Source organism: Oscillospiraceae bacterium MB24-C1 (genome assembly GCA_030913685.1).
Lineage (GTDB): Bacteria > Bacillota > Clostridia > Oscillospirales > Ruminococcaceae > Yanshouia.
This window is the reverse complement of record CP133187.1, coordinates 1,883,442-1,902,784: the sequence shown is the minus strand read 5'-3', so window position 1 is coordinate 1,902,784 and position 19,343 is coordinate 1,883,442. Positions and strand designations below refer to the sequence as shown.

The following is a 19,343-nucleotide window of genomic DNA, read 5'->3' as shown; positions in this document are numbered from 1 at the left end:
TCCTAAAAATTGTTGAGCAAGTTGTTGGCATCAAGAATCAGACTAATGCTGCCATCGCCCATGATGGTGCAACCCGCCAATCCGTTGCCTTTGATGCTATATTTGCTTAAAAATGCCGGGAAAGGCTTGACAACAACCTGCTGTTCGCCCAACAGCTCGTCCACGAACAGACAGGCCGCCTTGCGGTCATTTTCAATCAAAATAAAGATACCATCTTCAAGATTGGTCTTTGCATTTTGGGCGTCGTAGATTTTATGCAATCGAATAATTGGCAAACAGGTTCCTCTGAGCATTACCATTTCAGAACCCTCTGTATCCTGTAGTAGCTGAATACCATCGCCAAGCTTAAATGTCTGGCGAATAGAGGTAATCGGGATAATATAGACACCATCGCTAACCGCTACTTCCATACCGTCTACAATAGCGAGGGTCAGTGGAATTTTAATTGTGAAAGTTGTGCCCTGACCCATCTGGGATTCTACCGAAATACTGCCATTGACCTTTTCAATGTTTTGGCGTACCACGTCCATACCGACACCACGGCCTGAAAACTCAGTGACGACTTCATTGGTTGAAAAGCCAGCCATCATAATTAACTGGAACGCCTCTTTGTCCGTATGTTCAGCCTCCGGCTTAGTCAGCAACCCATTCTTCTTAGCCTTTGCCAATAGCTTGTCACGATCTAACCCACGGCCATCGTCGGCAATGGTGATCACAATTTCGCCACCAATGTTCTGTGCGCCAAGCGTGATGGTGCCCATCTCTGGCTTGCCCTTGTTAATGCGCTCCTCGGGGGATTCAATTGCATGATCCATCGCATTGCGGATCATGTGCATAAACGGATCGGCCAATACGTCATTGATTGTTTTGTCAATTTCCGTCTCACCGCCAAAGGTTTTAAACACGACCTCTTTGCCCAGCTTTCGGTTCATGTCGCGCACGATGAGGTTCATTTTCTGGAAAACGCCGGTCAACGGCACCATGCGGATAGACATAACAATATCCTGAAGCTGATCCGTCAACTTGCGCAACTGCCGGGTTGATTTACTAAAATTATCAAGTTGAAGATTTTTAAGTTCCGGGCTATTGGCCACCATCGACTCGGCAATGACGATCTCACCCATAATATCCATCAACTGGTTTAGCTTGGTCTGGTTGACGCTAATCATACTTTGCTTGCCGGCGCCGGAAGGAGCAGCCTTATGTACCGCCTCACTAGCAGGGGCAACATCCCTGATTTGTGCCTCCCCCGCCCCGGTTGCACCAGATGAAACTGACGCACCCCGGTGCTCTGCGGCGGCAGCGGTGACCACTGCCGAAGGGGGCGCGCTATGTTCACTGACATTCTCATATGACTTGATGTTGACCGAGCTCTCAATGACCGAATATATATTCTCAATCGGCAATGATGTTTTAATCTTTAACAGCAGGCCATTCTTGATAATTTCTGCTGCGTAGTCGGAACTGGTTTCGGGGTTTGCCGGCACGCTGGTGATTTCCTCGCAATAACCCTTGAGCTGTGTAATCAGCATGAATGCACGGATATTTTCCATCTGACAGCCATCTTCAAAGAAGATTCTTATCTTGTATTCGCCACCTGCGATTGCTTCTTGCACAACGTCTTCCTGCTGCTCAAGAACTTTCGGAGTCTCCTCCTTTGGCTGAGCAGTTGGCTGTTCGCCAGCCCCCTGTTTTAGCACCGGCTGAACCGGTACCTCGGGCGCGGCCTGAATGGGCACTTCACCCTTGAGCTGCGGAATAATAGCGGAAATCGTATCGATCAGCTCAGTCGGATTAGTGGGCGCATATTCCTCAATATTGTTCTGAATACCCTCAACCTCAGTTTTAAAAAAGTCGGAGGACTGGAAAAGAATATCAAAAATAGGCCTACTGAGCATACTCTTCATGATTTCCGAATTGTCCCGCACAATAAAAAACATATCTTCGACGCGGTGCGCCACCTTTGAAAAGGCGGAAAGCCCCATCATCGCAGCAGAACCTTTTATGGTGTGCATAATGCGGAAAATCTCGTTGATATCTTCTGTTGTCATTTCCTGACTTTGCTCAGACTGTAGCAAAATCTCATCCAACTGCTCCAAAAGCGTGGTTGTTTCGTATAAAAACATATCCACCATCGGGACCATGCTCGCGTCAAAAACACTCATGTTCTTCACCTGCTAACACTTTATTTTTGCATGTTTCAGCATTGCTTTCATATCATTATAATATATTTTCTACGTATTTCCTACTGCTTTTTGGACTTTTTTCAATAATTTTTATCATTTAACCTATATTTCTTAAATTTTCGCACTTAATTTTCCATAAAACCGTATATTTTTTGGATCTTTATTATGATATAATCAAAAATATATATTTATTGTGGTGTTTTATTCAGTTGTCGGTAACATTATCTGTTTATTTAATTTATGCATTTATTTTTTGTGACTTTAATTGAGGAAGTGAAACAGTATGGCGGATATTCTAAAAATTACAACCCCCGTTATCGACCGTACCGCCGTTTCGGCCAATCGGCCTGTCGCTGACCCTTCCATCCCTTTCCATCTTTCCGATGTTACTAAGGTGATAAAACCCGGCGAGCAAAGCGAGATATTACAACAAAATAACGGTTTTCTCGAACGCGAAAACAGTGCCGTCATTTTGATGAACCTTTTAAAAGATCCTTCTGTTACCGTCAGCTTTTTAAAGAACATCGATATGCTTCAAGAAATTATTAAGCTGATTCCGGTGAATAATCAGGCTCTGACCGATGAAATTGGACAGCTTTTTAACGACATGCTGATTTCACCCGAGGATATAGCCGGAGAGCTTTTAAAGCAGGAGCAGGCTTCCACCTCCTTTAAAGGTGATTTATTTGATTTTTTACGCCAGCAAATTGCGCAAAATGATAAACCTGAAATGCGCTATGGCATCTGTAATCTCTTAAAATCGCTCAACGCTATCTCCTCTCAGAAAAAAATTCTAAAATCAATTTCAAATGGTCTTTCTTTTTTGTCCGAAAATATGACAAGCAGCGCTTCAATTTCTCAAAAACTGTCTGAGCTGGCTACACGTTTTAATGAACCTGGGGCACAAAACAATTTTTCCGAGCTTAAAGACCAGACCTTATCGCTGCTTAACTCTGTCAAAAGCAGCATTTTATATTCGCCTAAGCTTCAAAAAGTGCTTCCAATGATCATCTATAATCTTTCTAGATTTAATGATAACCCTAACTTTTTGAAGGAATGCGTCGGTAGCCTTTCCACTATTTTGGACGGAGACGCACAAAAGCAGATGCTAGCCGATTTGCTGTATGACTACAATCAGACAAGCCGCGAACAGGAACCCTCGAAGGTGATGAATATCATTGCTGAAATCATCAGCAAGCAGAATGATAACAGTGAACTGGCAACGATTGGTGGCGAAAAGATAGAAAAAATTATCTACAGCCTTCTTTCATCGCCGTGCAATTTTACGCCGCTATTACATTACATTGTTCCAGTACAGTCGGATGATCTAAAATCGTTTGCAGAAATCTGGATAGACCCCAATGCCGAGAGCACCAATGCTAAAGGCGATCGTGTGCAGGGTTGCATCCATATGCTGATTGTATTTGATATTGACGGCATAGGCCGTTTTGAAGCGGAGCTTGCCGTGGTCGAAAAGGATATTATGATCAACCTTTTCTGCCCCTCACCTTATCTGCCAGCCTTTTCGGCTCTGGCTACGCCGGTGCGGGATCAAATCGCCTCCACAGGGTACCGACTGCTGAATCTGTCTGTGGATAAGCTTGAAAAACATCGCTCGCTCATGGACGTATTCAAAACATTACCACACAAAAGGACGGGTGTAGATGTCAAAGTCTGATAAAAGGAGTAAGGCTGTCGCACTTAAATATCAGGAGGAAGCTGATGTTGCCCCGGTGGTCATTGCCTCGGGCTGCGGCAACGTTGCCGAAAAAATAATCGATATTGCTGAAAGCAAGGGGATCCCTGTTTTTCGGGATGACAGCGCCGCTTCACTGATGTGCATGCTCGAGGTTGGCCGACCGATCCCACCCGAGCTTTATCAGATTGTCGCCATCATCTACGGCCAGCTGATGAAGATTTCAAAGGATATCAAGCATTACAGTCAGTTACCACCGTCCACCAACCACACCGACCCGGAGCAATTGCGACAGCAGGTTGAGCAACGACACCGCCCGGCTTCAAAAAAATAGAGTATAAGGCTATTATGCGCTAAAAAATCTGGTTTCTTTTTAGAAAAAATGTTATAGTATTGATATATACACCTGTAGAAACATATGATTGTACAGTACATTGGCTAAAAGATGTGTAAAAATGTCAAATCTTTCTCAAAGAATAAAAACAAAAATATGTATTGTTTTTTTGCATCATTCTGACAGTAAGCCAGACACCAGGAGGAACGGATAATGCCTGAGAAAAAGACCTATTTGCAAGAGTTGGTCGGCAACCTTTGCGAAATAAAAACCGAACAAAATGACCTACTCGTGGTCGCGCGTGTGGAATCGATAGACCCTGAAGATGACGCGCGTATAACTATTGTTTCTGCACAGGAGGACGAGCGGTTGCCCCTGGTGGCATATAATACCCCGGTGAAAATAATTTCTTTTGCGTGCAAACAGGGTTTCTTATTAATGCGCGGAAATGTTTATATATCAACAACCAGTATGCTTACGCTGGTGAATGTACACACCGCACAAGGCCATGAGCGCCGCAAATATTTTAGGCTTAATACCAATGTAATGGCAACTGCCGTTTTACAACATGAGGACTACACCCAGGCGGACGCTGAAGAAGATTCGATGACGCTGGCACTTTACGACATTAGTTTGGGCGGTGTCCGAATTAGCAGTGACAGAAATCTAAATCCGGGCGACCTTTTACTGACAACTTTTCAGTTAATGGATAAAAAAATGGAATTCTGGTGTCGAGTATGCCGCGAAATTCCTTCCAAGCGGTCAATACCCGGTAAAAAACAATACGGTTGCGAATTCGTCAGCTTTTCAACTCGGCAAATAGACCAGCTATGTAATGTTTTGTTTAAGTTGCAGCGTATAGAAATTCAAAACCGTAAAAAGAATCGCTACGATTAAGCATCAGTTGGTATGGGAGTGCAAACTATGAAGGACTGGTCAAAAACAAACACTAATTTTCTTTCTGGCATTAATCCGGATGAGTTGGTATTTGCCTTAGATATCGGTACCCGCAGTATCATTGGTCTGGTCGGCCTGATGCGAAGTGACCGGTTCCATATTGTGGCGATTGAGGCGATTGAACACGAAAAGCGTGCCATGATTGACGGCCAGATTGAAGATATCGACGAAGTCGCTGCGTTGGCAGGTCGGGTAAAGGCTTCTTTAGAAAGTCAGCTGGGCTTTACGCTCCACAGGGTCTGTGTGGCTGCGGCAGGTCGTGCACTTAAAACCAACACCGCTGATTTTTCGATGATCCTCTCACCTAAGCAGGCTATCAGCAAAGAGACCGTTTATGAACTGGAAATGGGTGCTGTGAGCCGTGCTAGCGAGGCGCTGGCTGAGGTGGAAGGCGACCTTGAATTTTACTGCGTCGGCTATTCCGTCAAGCGGTTTTCTCTGGATAACTATACTTACTCCACTATTCTTGGGCATAAAGGCAAAGATGTCCGAGTGGAGGTCATCGCCACCTTTTTACCCAGTGAGGTTGTCGATTCGCTTTCGGCCGCCATGGGCAAAATTGACCTTGAAATTGATTTTTTGACACTGGAACCGATCGCCGCTATGAACGCGGTCATCCCCGCCGAGCTACGACTGTTAAATTTGGCGTTAGTAGATATTGGCGCGGGCACGTCGGATATCGCCATCTGCGATGAGGGCAGCGTAACCGCCTACACCATGGCCACGGTAGCAGGCGATGAAATAACAGAAGAAATCATCCGCAAATATCTGGTGGATTTTGCGACCGCTGAAAATATGAAGCACCTTTTGACCACCGATACAGCTGAATTTGCGTACAGCGATATCATGGGTTTTGATTACACTGTATCACGCGAGGCATTGCTTGAATCAATTGGTGGTGCCATCGACACGCTAAGCAAGGTTATTTGCGAAAAGATAGTGCAGGCGAATACCCGATCCCCTGCCGCAGTTTTTCTTGTAGGCGGGGGCAGTAAAGTTCCCACGCTATGTGCGCTAGTCGCGGACAAGCTTGGCATAGATCAGCGTAAGGTTGCAGTTGGTGGAAACAACTTCATGAAGCGCGTGATGACCGCTAATCAGGATTTGCAGGGGCCGGAATACGCTACCCCACTCGGGATTGCACTCACAGCTGCTGCTGCTGGAGAGCATCGCGGTTTTTCGGTCACCGTCAATGGCGAGAAAAAGCAACTTTTCCGCAGCACGGTGATGCCCCTGATGGATGTTTTATTGCTGTGCGGCTATAAATACGGCGATATCTTGGGCAAAAATGGGCGCAGTATCGAATATGAGCTCAACGGAAAGCGCTGCATCGCCAGAGGTGGTTATCTGCAGCCCGCAGAACTTCGCCTAAACGGGGAGTCAGCCAGCATTTCCAGCTCGGTTAAGAGCGGCGACGAAATTGAGGTTGTTTTGGCTCAGAGCGGCAAGGATGCCACGCTGAACATCGACCAGCTTGCTGTGGCTGGTGATTCCGTTACAGTTTATTACCATGGTTCAGCTGTTGAAGGCGGTTGTTTTGCAACAATAAATGGGCGGCGCGCTGTACCGGGGCAACAAATACATAACAAAGATCGGATTGAAGTTTCAATCATTAAAACACTCGGTGATTTGCTTGGACACCTAGGCGTCGATGACCAAGGGTTGATCTTTCTCGTTAACGGTTTGCCCCGATCTAAAACCTATCGGTTAAAAAACAACGACGCTATTATTGCGTCAACCGCGCCTGCGGCTGACGAGCCAGCAAAACAGGAACAGCCGACCAACATGCACGCGCCAATAGCTGCTGTGTCACAGCCCGCGGTAGCTACGGCTACTATCGACGTACCGCTGGCCGCCACTGCACAAACTTTACCTCAAGCCGTTTCTGCAAGCGCCTCAGAGGTTGCCCAAAAACCCTCTGCCAACGAGGTGCAACCGTTACCCATGCCGGTTGTTCAGGCGCTGGAAGTCACCGTCAACGGTACCAAGCGCACACTGCCCCCAAAGCCTGGTGGCGGGATCTATCAGTTTGTGGATATGCTCAACCTAGTGGACATCGACCCCACCAAGCCCCAGGGCGACATTGTGCTGCTTCATAATGGCGTCGATGCATCTTATATCGAACCGATTCAAAACGGTGACAAAATCGATATTTATTGGGCCAAGCGCAATTGATCAGCAATTATTAGGCGTTGGGAACTAAAAAAGAGCTGGATTTTAGATTCGGTTATAAATTTTAAGAGATATTACGTTTTATTTCTAAATATGTTATAGTAATGGCAGGTATTCTGTCTATTATCAATTTGTTGCGATATAGAAATCTTCGGGAGGAACCGTTATGCAAACAAATGTGGTTCGCCAGCCGATCATGAGTGACAGCAAAGAGCTGCTTGGATACGAGCTGCTTTATGAGGACAACCGCGCAAGCCTCTATAACCAAGGGGATACTCTGGCCGCCAATGCCATAGAAGGCTTTTTGACTCAGCTTGACAGCAATAGCTTTATGGACAGCAAGACAGCTTTTATTCCTTTCACGCCCAATCTTTTGCTGCGTAGAGTCCCTCGAATGTTTAACCCTCACAGCCTTGTCATTGTGATTGATGACAGCGCGGCAATCCACCCCGATGCGTTACGCGAGATTATCAACCTCAAACGCACCGGATATCGGATCGCTATGCGGGGCTTTGAATTCTCTCCCCGGTTTTTCTCGCTGCTGGGTGAATCCGATTTTTTAAAAATTAATATGAACACGCTGGATGAAACCACGTCAAGTGCCGTTGATATCGCAAAAAGTTTTAAGAAGAAGGTTATTGCCTACAACGTCGACAGCTCCGAAAAATATCAGCAGGCCAAGGCGATGGGCTGTGGCTATTTTCAGGGTAGCGCCGTTTCGCAGGCTTTCAGTTCAAAGATGAATCGCCTTGATCATTTACAGAGTAACTTCTTTCAACTGATGATCGCCGTCACGCGTGATGAACCCGATGTTGACGAAATATCCACCATTATTACACGCGACGTTACATTGGCGTTCTCGTTGATCCGTTTGGTTAACTCAGCTTATTTTGCGCTTCGCAACCGGGTGCGCTCGGTCAAGCAGGCGTTGGTTGTATTGGGCTTAGGCCAGCTCAAGCAATGGGTTTATTTGCTTAGCTTTAAGCAGAGCGACGGCGACCTTTCTGCTGAAATCATTAAAACCTCTTTTTTGCGCGGCAGTTTGTGCTCAGAACTTTCACAATATGCCACCCGGCTTGATATGGCTAAGTCTGACGCCTATTTGCTGGGTATGTTTTCAACGCTGGATATTCTTCTTGAAATTCCACTTGAAGAAGCGCTTAAAGAACTTCCGATTATCGACGAAATCCGTGATGCGCTCATTGACAAATCTGGCCCTGCTGGCACTTTGTACCGCCTGATTCTTGCTTATGAGGCGGCTGATTGGTCGGCCGTTTCTAAATGCGCCGAAGATCTGGGCCTTGAAAGCAGTATTGTGGCACAAAAATATTTGGAATGTGTCGAGTCGGTCAACTACACGTGGAACAGTTTGCAGCGCCCCTTTTCTGAGGAGTAATTAAAATACGCTTTCGGTATAAGAAAAGCCCTTCAATTAAATGAAGGGCTTTTTTTAACGGCTTGTCTGGTGCGTGGGGTTTGCTTTAACAGCTAATATCGCTTGTACCAAAGCGGTAGCCACCTGCGCGGCACGCTCCCGCTCGTGTAAGTCTCTAATATCGGGATCATCCTCGATCACATACAACGGTGGAAGTTTGTTTAGCGTAATAGCCAGTACATCTTTGCGGCATCTTTCGCAAGTGCAGCATTTAAACTTCTTTAGCGCCGCATCCAGACGCTTTTCCACAAATGCTTCCATTAGATTGACCAACGGCGGTTCGGTGGGCGCTGCCGCTGTTTGTAAAGCGGGTGGCGCATCCTGTGAGGCATGCACCTGCGTTACCTGCGCTTCTATTTGCGACTGAATCGACGGTTCTTCGGGTTGTTCTTCAGGTAGCTTTTGGGAACGCTCTTCAACAGGCGGAGAAGCAACTATCACTTCAACGGGTTTCTGAATGTTAACTTCTAACGTCGCCGAAGGTATATTTTGCGGCGCTATCTCTTCCCTATTGTCCCGCGTTGTTTTATCAAAAGTATTTTCAGTAGACACCGCTGTTGGCAATATCTTTTTATACATCAGCTCTCTGTCGATGTCTTTTTTGGAACGAGCCAATACTACATTCCCCTCTCGATTAGTTCTTCAGCAAAGTTGAAATAATCCTTGACGGCAGGGCTGGTGCGCGAATATTTAAAGATGCTGACCTGTGCCGACTGCGCCTCGGACACAGCAACACTTGAACGAATTTTTGTATCAAACAACGGAATATTAAGCGACTTTGCCACCATTTCCGCTGTACCCATGATCTCCTTGGCGAGCACGGTACGAGGGTTAAACCGATTAAGCAAAATACCGGCAAATTGCAATTTACTATTGCAATAGCTCTTGATATGCTGAACCGATTCGTGCAGCTGAGCCAGACCCTGCAAGCTAAAAATATCAGACAACACTGGCACAATGATATAATCCGATGCGGTAAAAGCGTTGATAGTTAAAATGCCAAGGTTTGGCGGCGTATCGATAAAAATATAGTCGTAATAGAACTTCAGTGGTTCTAAAACATCCCGCAGCAGATATTCGCGCCCCTTGTCGGTAAAGTCTAGTTCGGTGCTGGAAAGTAATATGTTTGAAGCAATTAAATCGCAGGAGTCAACATGTTGAATGGCATGCTGCGGCTTAACCGCACCTTTTAATACATCATAAATAGAGGCTGACAACTCGTTGTCACCCTTGACGCTAAAAGTTAAATTCCCCTGTGGATCAAGATCCACAGCCAGTACCCTAAACCCTTTTTTATTAAAAGCGGCGGCAACTGCCCCAGTTGTTGTAGTTTTGCCTACGCCACCTTTTTGATTAGAAACAGACACGATTCTACACATACTGCAGATTCTCCTTATATAACCAGAAAAAGCCCGGTGTAAAAACTCCGAGAATCCTCTTCTAATGATACAATAGCTTTTTTATATTATAACAACTGCCCCAAACGATTACAAGGGCTACGCCAGATGGGTCGTTTTATAATTTAGCATTTTTATAATATACCTGTTAACTTTCTAAAACATCTGCCGATTAGGAGTATAAGCGATTAAAAGGATTCAGATTAAAACTTTTATATAGTCCGGGGAGGATTTAATATGAGAATAGATAGAAATCAGGCGCTCAAATACTACGAAAATACAAAAAGTGTGTCCTCTGTCAAGGTGGATAATACCAACGTGCCTTCAAGTGCTTCAAATACTGACCGCATATCGATAAGCTCTGAAGCAGCGCGTCAAGCCGAATTTGGCAGCACTGTGCAGCATATTGCAGCCGAGGTTGAGACCAGTGTTAGTAGCGCGCGTCTGCAGCAGCTTTCGGCCCAGATTGAAGCGGGAGAATACCGTGTTCCTACGCACCAGCTGGCTGCCTCTATTCTGAATTATTTAGGTTAAACCCTTTATGGATTATCAGAAAGGAGCCCTGTCATGATAACCGAAACACAGGCGGCTGAGTTATTTGCATTTTTTGAAAAATATACATCTGCTTTGAATACCATGGCTCGTGATGAGAAGGAGAAGCTCAACGCATTGCTCTCAAATTCGTTGCCTCGTATTGAGCACGCCATCAGCACAGCGCAAGCCAACACCAAGCTGATTGAAAATCTTGAAAGCAAGCGCATCGCGCTTCAAGAAAGTCTGGGCTGCAGCCAGTTGACCTTTTCCCAGCTAATTGAAGAAATACCTGAAACGCATAAGTTATCGCTGTCCTCCCTATTTAGGCAAATACAATCTTCAGTGGACGAAATAAGATTTACCAACGATAAATCTATGGTGGTGGCTCATACCAACATCACGCGCTTAAACCCTGAATCGCTTGTCCCCCAGCCAAACAGTGACGCTGCGCCATCGGCAACTCCCTACAGCGCGGCGCTTAGCCACCAGGGCACAAATGCTCCTAGCATCTTTAAAACGAAGGCCTAAGCTACACCATCTTTTGTCACCACAGGAATAGTCAGGAGGAAGTTATGAGACCTACCTTTTTTGGATTTGAAACCGCCACAAGAGGATTGATGGCAAGTCAGAAAGCCATCGACATTGTCGGTAATAATATTGCAAATATCGGCGTTACGGGATATACCCGTCAGCGCGTCGATCTTGTTTCAATGTCGATTAACACCAGTTCCAGCCGCTATGCGCGCAACCCCGTCAGTTTGGCCGGTGCCGGGTCGATGGTATCGGGCATCTCACAAATTCGCGACTCTTATCTAGACAAGCGCTTTCGCGACGAATATGCCGACGTCGGCTATTTTGATACCGTTACCACCATTCTTCAGGATGTTGAAACAAATCTAAGCGAAATAGAGCCCAGCACCATCACGTCCGCGCTGACCTCGCTTGAAAACGCCTGGTCTGAAATGCAGAACGAGGGTGGACAAAGTTCTGTGGTAGCTAGCAGTATTTTAAGTGCTTCACGCACGCTGACGCAAGTGTTTACACAGATTAGTACAAAGCTAGGCAACCTCTGGCAGCAGCAAAAAACCGATCTGAGCACCAGTACTAACACTGTTAATTCATTGCTTGAACAGATTGCAAATTACAATAAAACAATAAAAAATGAGGTTACGGTTTCTTATGGTGGAAACCTTTCTACCTACGGCCCAAACGAGTTGTTGGATCAACGTAATGTACTAATTGATCAACTTTCACGGTATGCTGACATTTCGGTGCAGAATCTTTCTGACGGCACCGTAACCATCACAATGGGCACCGATAACCACGTAGCGGTGAAGGATACCGATTATGATGCCCTGTTGCTTTCAAACGGCGGCAGTGATACGACTGTTGAGCTCTCATGGAAAAGCACTGGGAATGATACTGGTATTTCCAGCGGCATTTTGAAGGGCTCGCTTGAAATGCTTAATGGTCGTGGCATTTCCGCTTCACCCAGTGCGGGCGAGTCGCTTGAAAACGGTATTCTATATTACATGGATAAAATAGACGCTTTCGCTTCCACGTTGGCGAACGCTTTTAACAGCTTTATCCCAATAGTGGATAGTAACGGCGATCTCTCCGGCAATTATAAGCAGCTTTTCAGCTTTTCGGGCGATGGTGAAGCAACTGCGGCCAATCTGACAGTGAATAGCGATTGGCTTAATGACGCCACCTATCTCATAACGGATATCCACCCAACCGGCGAGGGTCTCGACGATACCACCTTTGTCACAAATGCGCTGCAATTGTTCTCTGCCAAACACGATTTTGGTGAATTTCAGGGGACGTTTGACTCTTATATTCAGTTTTATACCACTTCACAGTTGGCCACTGAAATCTCCTACAATAAAAACTGTTTGGAATCCAGCTCCGACATCGCCGACTCGGTATTGACCAGCATCAGTGAAGTTTCCGGTGTTTCTATGGAAGAAGAAGGCGTAGACATGACGCAGTGGACCAAAGCGTTCAACGCTATGAGCCGTGTTATGACCGCAATGGATGAAATTCTGGATACGCTGATTAACAGAACAGGGCTCGTTGGTCGCTCTTAAAGTAAAAGGAGGGTGTTTATGGGCACTCGGATCACGAATAATATCACAGTTCGCAACTATTTGAGGGGGATGCGCTCCAATCTGAGCAACTTATCTAGTTCTAACGAAAAGTTATCTACACAACGCTCTTTTAATAAAGCATCCGAAAATGTGGCGGGTGCAGCGCGTGCGCTGCGTGTGCGTAAGCTGCTTAGCGATAACGAGCGCAATATTTCAAATGCCGATTCACTGACCAGCCGCCTGGACACGGCAGAATCGAATCTGCGCACATTAAGCGATGTTTATCAGCGTATGAACGATCTCGTCATCCACGGCATGAACGATACCATGAGTAACCAAGATCGGCAGATTCTCGCTAATGAAGTCACAAATCTGCGCGATCAGGTGCTGAGCATTGCAAACAGCAAGTACGGCGACCATTACCTATTTAATTCAGCTGGCAACGCGGATAACTCCGTGCCGTTTACTGTCGGTAGTGACGACCTTCTCTATTATAATGGCAACACCACCCCAATCGATAACCTTGTAACCGACTCCAACGGTAAAGCCGCCGTCGATAATGGCGATGGCACCACCACCGAAATCGGTTATAATAACACCAACTACCTGGATATCGGCCTGGGTCTGTCCGTTTCTGGCAGTGGTGCGTCGCTTCAGCTTGATACCCGTACCGCTGTTCAGTCGTCGATTTCAGGCCTGGATGTTTTTGGTTATGGCGTTAACGAAAACGGTGTGCCCAATAACTTCTACAGCTTGTTTAACGATATTGCCGATCATCTCAGCACTGGTAACAACTCCGCACTTGGGGAAGAGCTTTCTGTTTTGTCGACCTCACACGATAAACTGCTGATAGCCATTGCGGATATTGGCAACAATGTTAGTTTTGTCGACAACGTTTATTCTCAGCTTGAAAGCGATCGTGTTTCGCTTCAAGAGCTACAAAACAGTGTTGAAAGCGTCGACCTCGCCGAAGAAATTATGTATAACAAAGAATTTGAAATGGCCTGGACCGTGACGCTGCAACTGGGAAGCAAGATTTTACCAAAAACGATCTTTGATTTCCTATAAATCTAAATGATTCTACAGGCTTTTAAAAGGTGGTTTTTATGAACAAGATTTCAAACCTTCTTCGCTATAATATCAACGATATTCAGTATAAATACCACATTAAAAACGCCACCATCAGTGCACAGCATAACTTTCCGACACATGATGCCCATGTCAATCAGGGTAAACTTTCTCAGCACACCGAACAACCGCAGCTAAGACAGGATAGTTCTGCGTTCTTTGCCAGCATCGGGCTACACAAGATGAGCGACCTGATGGACAAAGCCGCCGAAAAAGGGCGTCAGGCAGTGCTCGAAGCTACAGCAAACTATGGGAAAATTGCCGACCAAATGGCCGAGATTGATAAGGGTGTTACACCCGCTCAGATCTATCATCAAAAACTGCTGGAACAGACTAAAACATCGCTGGTTGTTAAACCTGCCGCGCAAATCAGATTTTCTTACACGCCTGGCGAGGTTAGCACGCAGTATACCCCCCCTTCGGTATCGATAGACTGGAATGTCGATCGCGCTATTCGTCGCTACGCCCCCGCCGATTTTGATATGGATATTTATCAGATGCCCACAATCAATTTTTTATACCAGGGCGATTTCCAATATGTGCCCGAAAGTACTACGCCCGGCTTTAACCGGCTGGTTTAAGTTTTTACGAAGTAAACGGGCATGCCGGCCCGGTTAGCATTGCCGGTGCCTACCTGTAAACGGAGGAGTTAGAACATGACCATTGAGACCAGAGACTTTGGTAATATCGACATTTCTGAGGACGGCATTCTGACACTTAAACTCCCTATTTTGGGTTTTGAGACGCAAAAACAGTTTGTTATTTTATATGACGATGAGATGGGTGATGCCTTGGGCTGGTTGCAATCGGTGGATGACAAGGACGTCTGCTTTATTATTATTGACCCTCACATGGTTTTTGACAATTATGCACCGAGCGTTGCACCCAGTGTACTAACTAAGCTCGAGCTTTCCACACAGGAAGATGCCGTTTTCCGCAATCTGGTGGTTATCCACACGCAAACTGGAGAGGCTACCGTCAACCTGAAAAGTCCCCTCGTAATTAACCCTGCTAAAAAACTCGCCGCCCAGGTAGTTTTAGACCAGGACTATTCGGTTCGTACCCCGCTTAATAACGTCGGGGAGGGGTCGTTATGCTAGTCATAAGCCGTAAAAGCGGTCAGACGTTTCATATCGGCGACAATATTCATATCACCATTACCGAAATTTCAGGTGACAAGGTTAAAATAGGCATCGACGCCCCGCTGGAACTAAATGTATTACGAGATGAACTGCTGCAGACAATTAAAAGCAATGTTGCCGCCGTCCATAAAGCGGACAACGATGCAGTACACACTCTGGCAGCCAGCTTAAAGCAAATAGGGCTACAGAATAAAAAAATGCCGAACGGGCAATAACCCGTTCGGCTTGGCCTTAAATATGCTTATTACTCCTGCTCTTCTTTCGCCTTTAGTTCATCCAGATAGCCCGCAATCGCTACCCCGTTGTGCATGTTGAGTGAAACCACCTCACACAGCAGAAGTGCAGCGCTACGCATCAGAAGAATGCGCTCTTTAATGCGCACCAGCATTTTATCAATTGAGAGCGATGGCTCTTCAAGCGAAAACACCAGATACTCGCCCTTATCTACAAACTCCATCGTACATATCTTAACGTATTGGGGCGATACATAACGGACAAACCCGCTGACGGCATGTGCTTTCTGAACATTAAAACGGGTGGTTGCGCCCGGCGCAACTAAAAACTCAGTTGGAAAAACGGCATTGCTCTCAAACATCTCAAGTGCAGCGTCAATCGTTTCATTTTCAACATCGACGATTCTAAGCAGCTTGCGTGAAGATAGATAGACCTTGCCAACAAAACGTTCCAATCTTTTTTCGCCTATCACACGAATAACCGTTACTATACTGCCCAGCTTGATAAGCGGCACAAAGTCACTAGTAAAAGTTACAGAATTATCTCGTGATATATAAGCCTGACCGGGTTCTAAAATTTCATTTTCTTCCGATTCTAAAAGTGCTGAAAACTCAATGGAATTAATGGTTGCGCCCTCCTTTCACATGGCAGCCGCCGGTATTCATTGCAAAGAGGAGCTGTTGCAAATGCAAATTGTGAAAAATATTCTTTTATTACTTATAAAAAAGCAGGAGCTTTTTTTAGAATTTGAACGTTATACCAATCTTTTAGCAGTCTGCGACGTTGAAGATATGGATAATTATATCACAAAACGCGCTGATTTAGCAAATGAAATAGATAATGTGACCGATCAAATTTCTAATTTAGCCAAGACTGTGACTGTCACCCCCTCGATCGATATGATCTTATCCAACAGTTGCTGTTTTTCTGAGGTGCCTTCGCAATGGCAGGAGATTTTTTTAGAGGCACAGAAAATAAAAGGAATTGTCTCCCGTTGTATCGAGGTCAACCTCCATGCTCTTGAGCGGATGACCGAGCTTCGCGACAATCTAAAAGAGCTTATTGCCCAAAACAATAACACACCGCGTATTATCAAATATATTTCAACCTCGGGCGCACTTCAGCAGGAGAACAGTATTAATATTACAAACACGCAAATTTAGTAGGCAAAAACACTTTATTTTCTATTTTTGCTGCCGATATATAAGGTGTAAATATATTAAATATTTTCTTGACAGCTTAGAAAGGAGCGTCATACCATGGCCATCAATTCTTTATCCGCTGCAAGCAAAGGTTTTTCTGGTCTCGCTTCCGGTATTGATACCGAAAGCGTTGTGAAATCTATGCTGTCGGGTACACAAAGCAAAATCGATTCGCAAAATCAGAAAAAGACGCAGCTTGAGTATAAGCAGGAAATGTACCGTAGCATTATTTCTGATTTGCAGACTTTTCAGACCACCTATTTCAGCTATACCAACCAGGCCGCCAATCTGCTTTCGCAGTCGTTTTTCGAGTCTAAGAATGCCTCGACAACATCAAGCAACTACACCGTTTCGGCCACAAGCGGCGCAGCCGCCGGTAATATGACCGTAGACAGCATCACCAGTCTTGCATCAAATTTTAAGCAAACGGCAAACAATTCTGCTTCAGCCGTAATTTCCGGTACCCTTAATACCGAAAAGCTTCAAGCGCTAAGCCAGACGCTCACCGATGAGCTGATCACCTTTAAGATCGGCACCAAAACCATTGATGTTTCGGTAGGAGAACTCGCCGGAAAGAGCAGCCTTGAGGCAAAAAATATTTTAAATGCCGCCTTAAAAGAAGGCGATACCGCTTTGGCGACAGTTGAGTATGTTAATGGGTCCTTCACTTTAACGACATCAGATGAAAACAGCAGTTTTTCTATAACAGGCAGCAGCAAAGCGCTTGAATTAGTCGGTGGAACTAACATCTCAGGTACAGGTAGCGCTTCTTTTAAACTAGACACATCTGCTGTATTGCCAACCCTCTCAGTGACAATTGACGGTGTCGCCAAATCTGTCACTTTTAATCCGATGAGTGAAACAGGTATCGCCGAGCAATTAAATTCGGCTATTGCCTCCGCTTTTGGCGGCGGAATTACTGTTTCAGAGGCGGGTGGTGAAATTAGCCTTACAGCTTCTAACAGCTCTCGTAAGATTAGCATCACCGGCGATGACGACACTATGGCTGCCCTAGGTTTAAAGAACAGGGTTTCAAACAAAATTTCTCTGAACAATTCGCTTAACAATAACTATTTTGCCACACCTGTCGTCGGTCAGCGCCAGGAATTTACCATCAACGGCGTTGATTTCAGCTTTTCTTCTGATCAGACCATCTCGAGCATTATGAACGCTATTAATAACAGTGATGCTGGCGTAAAAATAAGCTATTCTTCAACTACCGACACATTTAGCTTAGCCGCCACCTCCTCGGGTTCGCGCGGAGACGGCTATAGCTTTGATATTTCCCAAAGCGAAGGGAATTTGATGACGGCGCTTTTCGGTGTATCCCCTTCAGGCAATACCACCGGCGCAGCTCTAAACAAAGAGCTGACCAGCGCCTCAATTCCCGAAGGTGATTTTCTCTTTAAATCCGGCACGGTCAACCTCAACGTCAACGGCAGCAAGGTTACACTGACCATTCCCAACAACTACACCTCTGCCGACAGTCTGGTTAAAGCGGTTAACGAAGCGCTCGTGGAGCAGTTTGGGAAAGATAGTGCCGATAACCCCAATGTGTCCTTTGCAATTTCTGAGGATGGTAAAACCATTAACCTGAACACAGCTGAGGGCTATACCGCTCATGTCTATGATGACAGCCTGTCAGCATTGGGTTTCAATACCAAGGTGACGGGTACCTCGACGTTGGCGGAACTAGGTATAAAAGATAATGTGGTCTTTAATATCGGCGAGAATACGTTGAGTTTTGATGTTAGCACCAGTATCAACGACATGATCAGCCAAATTAACACTGCTGCCAAAGCCGTCAAACAAAGTCAACAGATAGACCCCCTACCCGCCGATTGGAGTATTGCTTCTTTTGATGAGAGCAATGCCTATATTCGCATTTGTGGCGTTGACATTCCCATGAATTTTATTGATACCAGCGGTAAGCTGTTCGAACAAACCGAGGGCAATCTCAGTAATCAAACCGATATTGTCGGACCTTTGTTTACAACGACCGATGGCTCTAACGCAGTTGTTACTGTCAACGGCGTTGAAATTGAACGTAGCACAAACTCCTTTACTGTTGACGGCATCAGCCTGACGCTTCTTTCTGAGACTCAAGAGGCTTCTACTGTCACGGTCACCCAAGACACCGATAAAATTTATGAAACTGTCACCAAGTTTATTGATGATTACAATACACTGATAAACAGCTTTAACAAGCTGTTGGATGCCGACCCCACCTATAAAAAATACCCCCCGCTGACGGTTGCACAAGAAGATGAGATGACCGAATCTCAAGTTGAAAAATGGGAGACCAAGGCGAAAGAGGGTCTTCTGCGCAATGACAGCGCTCTCTCGGGCGTGCTTTCAGCCATGCGCAAGACTCTTTACACCAAGCCGGAAGGCAGCCTGGCCTTTTATGACCTTGGAATTACAACTTCATATTTTGGTACTAAGGATAACCTTGTTATCAGCGACCCTAGCAAGCTGAAATCGCTGATTTCTGAAAATCCTGGTGAGGTTATGAAGCTGTTTACCGATGCCGAAACTGGACTTTCAACACTGATGAATAATGCCATCAACGACGCAGCTAGAACTAGCACCGTTAATCCTGGCAGTCTGGTGCGTATAGCCGGTTCAGCTGGCAGAACCGATACTTCCAGCAACATTCATAAGCAGATCAATGACATTAAAAGCAGCTTAAACAGACTAGAAGACAAATATCAAAAAGAATATAAGCGTTACTGGGCAAAATTCAACTCGATGGAATCGCTGATTTCTAACATGAACAGCACCAGCTCGTGGCTTACCTCCATGATGTCTTCGTCGCAATAATTACAGTGAGAAA

At 45.6% G+C, this 19,343-nt stretch carries 18 protein-coding genes; 14 read left to right on the top strand and 4 right to left on the bottom strand.

Features of this window, described 5'->3' with window-relative positions; genetic code table 11:
• Positions 1-2: 2 nt before the first annotated feature.
• Positions 3-2,165 (bottom strand): chemotaxis protein CheA, encoded by a 2,163-nt coding sequence (locus tag RBH76_09105; GenBank protein WMJ82897.1) that lies wholly within the window; start codon positions 2,163-2,165, stop codon positions 3-5.
• A gap of 304 nt (positions 2,166-2,469) precedes the next feature.
• Between RBH76_09105 and RBH76_09100 the strand changes: the two genes are divergently transcribed.
• From RBH76_09100 to RBH76_09080, 5 genes are all read left to right on the top strand, one after another.
• Positions 2,470-3,864 (top strand): antitoxin, encoded by a 1,395-nt coding sequence (locus RBH76_09100; GenBank protein WMJ82896.1) that lies wholly within the window; start codon positions 2,470-2,472, stop codon positions 3,862-3,864.
• The gene (locus RBH76_09095) at positions 3,851-4,216 is read left to right on the top strand and encodes an EscU/YscU/HrcU family type III secretion system export apparatus switch protein (GenBank protein ID WMJ82895.1); all 366 of its coding nucleotides are present in this window, start codon (positions 3,851-3,853) and stop codon (positions 4,214-4,216) included. Before RBH76_09100 ends, RBH76_09095 begins: the two co-directional genes overlap by 14 nt.
• A 213-nt stretch (positions 4,217-4,429) precedes the next feature.
• A complete protein-coding gene (locus tag RBH76_09090; GenBank protein WMJ82894.1) occupies positions 4,430-5,113 on the top strand; it encodes a PilZ domain-containing protein in 684 nt (227 codons plus the stop codon).
• A 27-nt stretch (positions 5,114-5,140) separates the two neighbouring features.
• A complete protein-coding gene (locus tag RBH76_09085) occupies positions 5,141-7,348 on the top strand; it encodes a cell division FtsA domain-containing protein (protein WMJ82893.1) in 2,208 nt (735 codons plus the stop codon).
• Between the two features lie 163 nt (positions 7,349-7,511).
• Positions 7,512-8,741, top strand: coding sequence for an HDOD domain-containing protein (locus RBH76_09080; protein ID WMJ82892.1), 1,230 nt, complete (start codon positions 7,512-7,514; stop codon positions 8,739-8,741).
• A 54-nt stretch (positions 8,742-8,795) separates the two neighbouring features.
• Here the strand turns inward: RBH76_09080 and RBH76_09075 are convergent, their stop codons facing one another.
• Together RBH76_09075 and RBH76_09070 are read right to left on the bottom strand one after the other, a co-directional pair.
• The gene (locus RBH76_09075) at positions 8,796-9,395 is read right to left on the bottom strand and encodes a late competence development ComFB family protein (protein WMJ82891.1); all 600 of its coding nucleotides are present in this window, start codon (positions 9,393-9,395) and stop codon (positions 8,796-8,798) included.
• A 2-nt stretch (positions 9,396-9,397) separates the two neighbouring features.
• Positions 9,398-10,159 carry a ParA family protein gene (locus RBH76_09070; protein WMJ82890.1) on the bottom strand — a complete coding sequence of 254 codons (762 nt, stop codon included), beginning with the start codon at positions 10,157-10,159 and terminating at the stop codon, positions 9,398-9,400.
• Between the two features lie 255 nt (positions 10,160-10,414).
• Here RBH76_09070 and RBH76_09065 point away from each other — a divergent pair, with 255 nt between their 5' ends.
• The 7 genes from RBH76_09065 (at position 10,415) to RBH76_09035 (ending at position 15,286) form a co-directional block, all read left to right on the top strand.
• Positions 10,415-10,711, top strand: a complete 297-nt coding sequence (locus RBH76_09065) for a flagellar biosynthesis anti-sigma factor FlgM (protein ID WMJ82889.1) — start codon at positions 10,415-10,417, stop codon at positions 10,709-10,711.
• Between the two features lie 33 nt (positions 10,712-10,744).
• Positions 10,745-11,239: a hypothetical protein gene (locus tag RBH76_09060; GenBank protein WMJ82888.1), complete on the top strand. Its 495-nt coding sequence runs from the start codon at positions 10,745-10,747 to the stop codon at positions 11,237-11,239.
• Positions 11,240-11,283: 44 nt separating this feature from the next.
• Entirely contained in the window at positions 11,284-12,801 is a 1,518-nt protein-coding gene (flgK, locus tag RBH76_09055; protein WMJ82887.1) for a flagellar hook-associated protein FlgK, read from the top strand.
• Between the two features lie 18 nt (positions 12,802-12,819).
• The gene (locus RBH76_09050; GenBank protein WMJ82886.1) at positions 12,820-13,869 is read left to right on the top strand and encodes a hypothetical protein; all 1,050 of its coding nucleotides are present in this window, start codon (positions 12,820-12,822) and stop codon (positions 13,867-13,869) included.
• Between the two features lie 38 nt (positions 13,870-13,907).
• On the top strand, positions 13,908-14,510 hold the full coding sequence (locus RBH76_09045) for a DUF6470 family protein (protein WMJ82885.1): 603 nt from the start codon (positions 13,908-13,910) through the stop codon (positions 14,508-14,510).
• Between the two features lie 75 nt (positions 14,511-14,585).
• The gene (locus RBH76_09040) at positions 14,586-15,029 is read left to right on the top strand and encodes a flagellar assembly protein FliW (GenBank protein WMJ82884.1); all 444 of its coding nucleotides are present in this window, start codon (positions 14,586-14,588) and stop codon (positions 15,027-15,029) included.
• Complete coding sequence (locus RBH76_09035; protein WMJ82883.1) at positions 15,023-15,286, top strand: carbon storage regulator; 264 nt, start codon at positions 15,023-15,025, stop codon at positions 15,284-15,286. The genes RBH76_09040 and RBH76_09035 overlap by 7 nt, the downstream gene beginning before the upstream one ends.
• Positions 15,287-15,315: 29 nt before the next feature.
• Here RBH76_09035 and RBH76_09030 read toward each other — a convergent pair whose 3' ends face one another.
• Positions 15,316-15,759 (bottom strand): hypothetical protein, encoded by a 444-nt coding sequence (locus RBH76_09030; GenBank protein WMJ82882.1) that lies wholly within the window; start codon positions 15,757-15,759, stop codon positions 15,316-15,318.
• Between the two features lie 232 nt (positions 15,760-15,991).
• Between RBH76_09030 and RBH76_09025 the strand changes: the two genes are divergently transcribed.
• Both RBH76_09025 and fliD read left to right on the top strand, forming a co-directional pair.
• Positions 15,992-16,468: a hypothetical protein gene (locus RBH76_09025; GenBank protein WMJ82881.1), complete on the top strand. Its 477-nt coding sequence runs from the start codon at positions 15,992-15,994 to the stop codon at positions 16,466-16,468.
• A gap of 96 nt (positions 16,469-16,564) precedes the next feature.
• Positions 16,565-19,330 carry a flagellar filament capping protein FliD gene (fliD, locus tag RBH76_09020; protein ID WMJ82880.1) on the top strand — a complete coding sequence of 922 codons (2,766 nt, stop codon included), beginning with the start codon at positions 16,565-16,567 and terminating at the stop codon, positions 19,328-19,330.
• Positions 19,331-19,343: the final 13 nt, after the last annotated feature.